Origin of the sequence: Pseudomonas sp. 21615526, from assembly GCF_013386245.1 — a bacterium.
Classification (GTDB): domain Bacteria; phylum Pseudomonadota; class Gammaproteobacteria; order Pseudomonadales; family Pseudomonadaceae; genus Aquipseudomonas.
Genome location: NZ_JACAOM010000203.1, coordinates 1 through 5,721 on the forward strand (window position 1 = coordinate 1; position 5,721 = coordinate 5,721).

Sequence of the window (5,721 nt, forward strand, 5' to 3'; positions counted from 1 at the left end):
GCCCAACCCCATCCCCGTGAGACTGCTCCCGACAGCCAACCCACCCTCCGGGAGCACCTCGATGACCGACACCCTGATCAAAGTCGACCTCAACCAACCCGTCACCGAAAACGAACAGATCCACAACCGTTGGCACCCGGACATCCCGATGGCTTGCTGGGTCAAACCCGGCGATGACTTCATCCTCGAAACCTACGACTGGACCGCCGGCGCCATCAAGAACAACGACGACGCCAGCGACGTGCGCGACGTCGACCTCTCCACCGTGCATTACCTCTCCGGCCCGGTGGGCGTACACGGCGCCGAACCCGGCGACTTGCTGGTGGTCGACCTGCTCGACATCGGCGCCAAGGCCGACTCCCAGTGGGGCTTCAACGGCTTCTTCTCGCGCCAGAACGGCGGCGGCTTTCTCACCGATCACTTCCCCAGCGCGCAAAAAGCCATCTGGGATTTCAAGGGCATGTTCACCAGCTCCCGGCACATCCCGGGCGTCAATTTTGCGGGCCTGATCCACCCCGGCCTGATCGGCTGCCTGCCCGACCCGGTGATGCTCGCCGACTGGAATCGTCGCGAGCAGGAGCTGATCGACACCAACCCGACCCGCGTCCCACCCCTGGCCAACGCCCCGCTGGCCGCCACCGCGCACATGGGCAAACTCAAGGGCTCGGCCCGTGATGATGCCGCCGCCACCGGTGCCCGCACCGTGCCGCCCCGTGAGCATGGCGGCAACTGCGATATCAAGGATTTGTCCCGCGGCTCGAAGATCTATTTCCCGGTGTACGTCAACGGCGCCGGCCTGTCGGTGGGCGACTTGCACTTCAGCCAGGGAGACGGCGAAATCACCTTTTGCGGCGCCATCGAAATGGCCGGCTGGGTGCACATGAAGGTCGAGCTGATCAAGGGCGGCATGGCCAAATACGGGATCAAGAACCCGGTGTTCAAGCCAAGCCCGATCACCCCGAACTACAAGAACTACCTGATCTTCGAAGGCATCTCCGTCGACGAACAGGGCCAGCAGCACTACCTGGATGTCAATGTCGCTTACCGCCAGGCCTGCCTGAATGCGATCAACTACCTGACCAAGTTCGGCTACTCGCCGGCCCAGGGGTATGCGTTGCTCGGCTCGGCGCCGGTGCAGGGGCATATCAGCGGCGTGGTGGACATCCCCAACGCCTGCGCGACGTTGTGGCTGCCGACTGAAATCTTCGAGTTCGACATCAACCCCAATGCCAGCGGCCCGACCCAATTCCTCGACGGCAGCATCGACCTGCCCATTGCACCGGACCTGTAGCATGCCGACCTATGAATATGCCTGTGAGTCCTGCGGCACCTTCACGATGCTGCGGCCCATGGCCCAGCGTCACGAACCCAGCCAATGCCCGTATTGCGACGGCCCGGGCGGGCAGTTGCTGCTGTCGGCGCCGGCGCTGACCACGCTGTCGGCCAATCAGCGCAAGGCCATAGCCGGTAACGAGCGCAGCGCCCATGCGCCGCAAACCGTCGGCGAATATCAGGCAGCGCGCAAGCACCCGGCGGGCTGCAGTTGCTGTGGCACCAGCAAGCCGGTGGTGCCGAGCAAGGCCAACCCGCTGGGGCTCAAGACCAGGACCGGGCCACGGCCCTGGATGATCAGTCATTGACCGAGGAGATTTGCAATGCGCCATGGCGACATTTCCAGCAGCCCGGACACGGTCGGCGTTGCTGTCGTGAACTACAAGATGCCGCGCCTGCACAGCAAGGCCGAAGTCATCGATAACGCGAAGAAGATTGCCGAGATTATTGTCGGCATGAAGCAGGGTTTGCCCGGCATGGACCTGGTGGTGTTCCCCGAATACAGCACCATGGGGATCATGTACGACCACGACGAGATGATGGCGACCGCCGCGAGTATTCCCGGCGAGGAGACGGCGATTTTCTCCGCGGCCTGCCGCCAGGCCAATACCTGGGGCGTGTTTTCCCTGACCGGTGAACGCCACGAGGAGCACCCGCACAAGGCGCCTTACAACACGCTGGTGCTGATCAATAACCTCGGCGAGATCGTCCAGCGTTATCGCAAGTGCATTCCGTGGTGTCCGATCGAAGGTTGGTATCCCGGCGACCGCACCTACGTGTGCGACGGGCCCAAGGGCATGAAGGTCAGCCTGATCATCTGCGACGACGGCAACTACCCGGAGATCTGGCGTGACTGTGCGATGAAAGGCGCCGAGCTGATCGTGCGCTGCCAGGGCTATATGTACCCGGCCAAGGAGCAGCAGGTGCAGATGTCCAAGAGCATGGCCTGGGCTAATAACTGCTACGTGGCGGTGGCGAATGCGGCGGGGTTCGACGGGGTGTATTCGTACTTCGGGCACTCGGCGATCATCGGCTTCGATGGCCGTACCCTGGGCGAGTGCGGCGAGGAAGAGATGGGCATTCAGTACGCCCAGCTGTCGGTGTCGCAGATCCGCGATGCGCGGGCCAACGACCAGTCGCAGAACCATCTGTTCAAGCTGCTGCACCGTGGCTACACCGGCATGCATGCCTCGGGCGATGGGGACAAGGGCGTGGCGGATTGCCCATTCGAGTTCTATCGCACCTGGGTGCTGGACGCGCAAAAGGCCCAAGAGAATGTCGAGGCATTCACTCGCAGCACCGTCGGTGTCGCCGAATGCCCGGTGGGGCAGTTGCCCCATGGCGGTAAAGAAAAAACGGCGGGTTGAGGCATGCGGTTTACTTTTGAACCGGCCCAGGTCATGGCCTTGCTGCGCAGCCGTATCGTTGGCCAGGACGCAGCCCTGGCCCAAATGGAAGGGTTGCTCAAGGTGGTCAAGGCCGATATCGGTGAGCGTGAGCGGCCGTTGAGCGTCAACCTGTTCATGGGGCCTACCGGGGTCGGCAAGACGGAAATCGTCCGGCTGCTGGCCCAGGCGTTGCACGGGCGTGCCGACGGGTTCTGCCGTATCGACATGCACACCCTGGCCCAGGAGCATTATGCCGCCGCACTCACCGGTGCACCGCCGGGTTATGTCGGCAGCAAGGAGGGCATCAGCCTGTTCAACAGCGAACTGATCCAGGGTAGCTACAGCCGCCCTGGTATCGTGCTGTTCGACGAGTTGGAGAAAGCCAGCCAGGAAGTGGTGCGCAGCCTGCTGGGCATCCTTGAAAACGGCCAGCTGACGCTGGCGGGCGGCGCTCGTACGCTGGACTTTCGCAACAGCCTGATCTTCATGACCAGCAATATCGGCGCCCAGCAGGCGCGTCGGCACCGGCAACGCTTTGCCCCGTTGCGCTGGTGGGCGCGCGGTGAAGCGGGGGTGTTGGAGGACGCCTTGCACCGCCACTTCGAGCCGGAATTTCTCAATCGCATCGATCGTATCCTGATGTTCGAGCCCATCGACCATCAGTGGCTTGAGGCGCTGCTCAAGGTGGAACTCGGCAAACTCAATCAACGCCTGGCGGCGCAGCACCGATCATTGGTGCTGGATGAATCGGCACGTGCCTGGCTGTGCCGCGACCATGACGTACGGTTCGGCGCCCGCGCCTTGGGCCGCCGATTGCGGGTGGAGCTGGAGCCGGCGATTGCCGAATGCGTATTGCGCGACCCGGGTGTGGGCCCCATGGGCGCGACTGTCGACAGTGATCGTTTGGTGGTTTCGCAACAAGCGGCTTGCATCCAATAAATTTCAGACTAATATAACCCGGGTAAAATAAAATAATCCGGGTAAAAGTCATGAGCGCATCACAGTGCACCGCCTTCCTTGGCCACCAACGCGTGGCTGCCGGCTCTTATGCCGACGTCGCCAAAAACCTGAAAAGCCTCGACCTGGCGACGGGCAGCTTGCTGGTGTTTGATGACGCCAGCGGTGTTCAAGTCGACTATCCCTGGCCCGCCGGTTACGCACCGCAGCAACCGACCCTCGCGGTGACGGAGGCCGACGTGCCGGCGTCACCTGCTGTAGGCCGTCCGAAGCTGGGGGTGGTCGCCCGTGAAGTGACCTTGCTGCCGAGGCACTGGGAGTGGCTCGGACAACAACGCGGCGGCGCCTCGGCGGCCTTGCGCCGGTTGGTGGACGAAGCGCGCAACGCCCATGCCGAGCACGATGAGCGGCGCCAGGCGAAGGAGTCCAGCTATCGTTTCATGAGCGCCATCGGCGGCGACCTGCCAGGTTTTGAAGAAGCCTCGCGGGCGTTGTTTGCCCAGGACGGCGCGGAATTTTCCAACAGGATCGCGCACTGGCCGGTGGATGTGAAGTTGTACCTGGCCTGGTTGTCACGCAACGCTTTCCCTGCCTAATTGCATTGAGATCCGAACCTCATGGAAGTCACCCAGCAACGACCGTTGTGGCAGATCTACCTGATCTTTCTGGCACCCATGGTGCTGTCCAATTTCCTCCAGAGCTTTTCCGGCACGCTGAACGGGATCTATGTCGGGCAGATGCTCGGCACCCAGGCGTTGGCGGCGGTGTCGGGGATGTTCCCCATCGTGTTTTTCTTTATCGCCCTGGTGATCGGCCTGGGGGCGGGCGCTTCGGTGCTGATCGGCCAGGCGTGGGGCGCGCAGGAAACCTCGATGGTCAAGTCGATCACCGGCGCCACCCTGACCCTCGGCGCCCTGATCGGGGTGATCGCGGCGGTGCTGGGCAGCGTGTTTGCGCGCCCGGCAATGCAGGCCCTGGGCACACCGGTGGATGTGCTGGATGACGCGGTGGGTTATGCGCAGATGATGATGCTGATCATGCCGCTGTTGCTGGTGTTCATCCTGTTCACCCAACTGCTGCGGGGCGTGAGTGACACGGTGTCGCCCTTATTGGCGCTGATGGTGTCGACCACCGTGGGCCTGGTGCTGACGCCTGCGCTGATCAAGGGCTGGCTGGGCCTGCCGCCGATGGGTATCCAGAGCGCGGTGGTGGCGGGGTTGGTGGGGAATGCCCTGGCGATGACGTTCCTGGTGCTGCGCCTGCGCCATAAAAACCACGTGATGGCGCCGGATCGCCAGTTGATGGCGGCGCTGCGGCTGGATCGGGTGATCCTGGGCAAGGTCCTGCGTATCGGGTTGCCTACGGGGTTGCAGATGGTGGTGCTGTCGTTGTCGGAGCTGGTGATTCTGGCGCTGGTCAACAGCCATGGTTCCCAGGCGACGGCGGCGTATGGGGCGGTGACGCAGATCGTCAACTATGTGCAGTTTCCGGCATTGTCGATTGCGATCACGGCGTCGATTCTGGGGGCGCAGGCGATCGGGGCGGGGCGCCTGGAGCGGATCGGGCCGATCCTGCGTACGGGGATTTTGATCAACCTGTGCCTGACGGGTGGGTTGATAGTGCTGGGGTATGTGTTGTCGCACTGGCTGTTGGGGTTGTTCATTACCGACGTGGATGCGCGGGTCAAGGCCGAGCACCTGCTGCATATCATGCTCTGGAGCATCCTGGTGTTCGGTTTCCAGGCCGTGGTGGGCGGGATCATGCGGGCCAGCGGGGTGGTGCTGGTGCCGGTGGGGATCTCGATCGTTTGCGTGTTGGGGGTGGAGTTGCCGGTGGCGTATCTGCTGAATGCGCGGTTTGGGCTGGAAGGGGTGTGGATGGCGTTTCCGGTGACGTATCTGGCGATGTTGGGGTTGCAGACGGCTTATTACCGGCTGGTTTGGCGGCATAAGCAGATCAAGCGGTTGGTGTGAGGTTTTTTTGGGGGGGCGTGTACATATCCGTTATTTAGGTAACGGCCGCCTATGGTTTCGCTCTTACAGCG

The 5,721-nt window shown here is 62.7% G+C and carries 6 protein-coding genes; all 6 read left to right on the top strand.

Annotated elements, in window-relative coordinates; translation table 11 throughout:
* Window positions 1–61: 61 nt before the first annotated feature.
* From fmdA to HX786_RS31010, 6 genes are read left to right on the top strand one after another with little or no spacing between them, the layout of a single operon-like run.
* Entirely contained in the window at window positions 62–1,291 is a 1,230-nt protein-coding gene (fmdA, locus tag HX786_RS30985; protein WP_003218608.1) for a formamidase, read from the top strand.
* Window position 1,292: 1 nt separating this feature from the next.
* Entirely contained in the window at window positions 1,293–1,640 is a 348-nt protein-coding gene (locus HX786_RS30990; protein WP_008432727.1) for a zinc ribbon domain-containing protein, read from the top strand.
* A 15-nt stretch (window positions 1,641–1,655) separates the two neighbouring features.
* On the top strand, window positions 1,656–2,699 hold the full coding sequence (locus tag HX786_RS30995; RefSeq protein ID WP_003218599.1) for an aliphatic amidase: 1,044 nt from the start codon (window positions 1,656–1,658) through the stop codon (window positions 2,697–2,699).
* 3 nt (window positions 2,700–2,702) lie between these two features.
* The gene (locus HX786_RS31000; protein ID WP_177023258.1) at window positions 2,703–3,659 is read left to right on the top strand and encodes an AAA family ATPase; all 957 of its coding nucleotides are present in this window, start codon (window positions 2,703–2,705) and stop codon (window positions 3,657–3,659) included.
* A 50-nt stretch (window positions 3,660–3,709) separates the two neighbouring features.
* On the top strand, window positions 3,710–4,273 hold the full coding sequence (locus HX786_RS31005) for a DUF2239 family protein (protein ID WP_177009185.1): 564 nt from the start codon (window positions 3,710–3,712) through the stop codon (window positions 4,271–4,273).
* Between the two features lie 21 nt (window positions 4,274–4,294).
* Window positions 4,295–5,650 carry an MATE family efflux transporter gene (locus HX786_RS31010; RefSeq protein WP_003218590.1) on the top strand — a complete coding sequence of 452 codons (1,356 nt, stop codon included), beginning with the start codon at window positions 4,295–4,297 and terminating at the stop codon, window positions 5,648–5,650.
* Window positions 5,651–5,721: the final 71 nt, after the last annotated feature.

Coding starts and splice junctions, on each gene's coding strand:
- fmdA (WP_003218608.1), top strand. CDS start 62: ATGACCGACACCCTGATCAAAGTCGACCTCAACCAACCCGTCACCGAA.
- HX786_RS30990 (WP_008432727.1), top strand. CDS start 1,293: ATGCCGACCTATGAATATGCCTGTGAGTCCTGCGGCACCTTCACGATG.
- HX786_RS30995 (WP_003218599.1), top strand. CDS start 1,656: ATGCGCCATGGCGACATTTCCAGCAGCCCGGACACGGTCGGCGTTGCT.
- HX786_RS31000 (WP_177023258.1), top strand. CDS start 2,703: ATGCGGTTTACTTTTGAACCGGCCCAGGTCATGGCCTTGCTGCGCAGC.
- HX786_RS31005 (WP_177009185.1), top strand. CDS start 3,710: ATGAGCGCATCACAGTGCACCGCCTTCCTTGGCCACCAACGCGTGGCT.
- HX786_RS31010 (WP_003218590.1), top strand. CDS start 4,295: ATGGAAGTCACCCAGCAACGACCGTTGTGGCAGATCTACCTGATCTTT.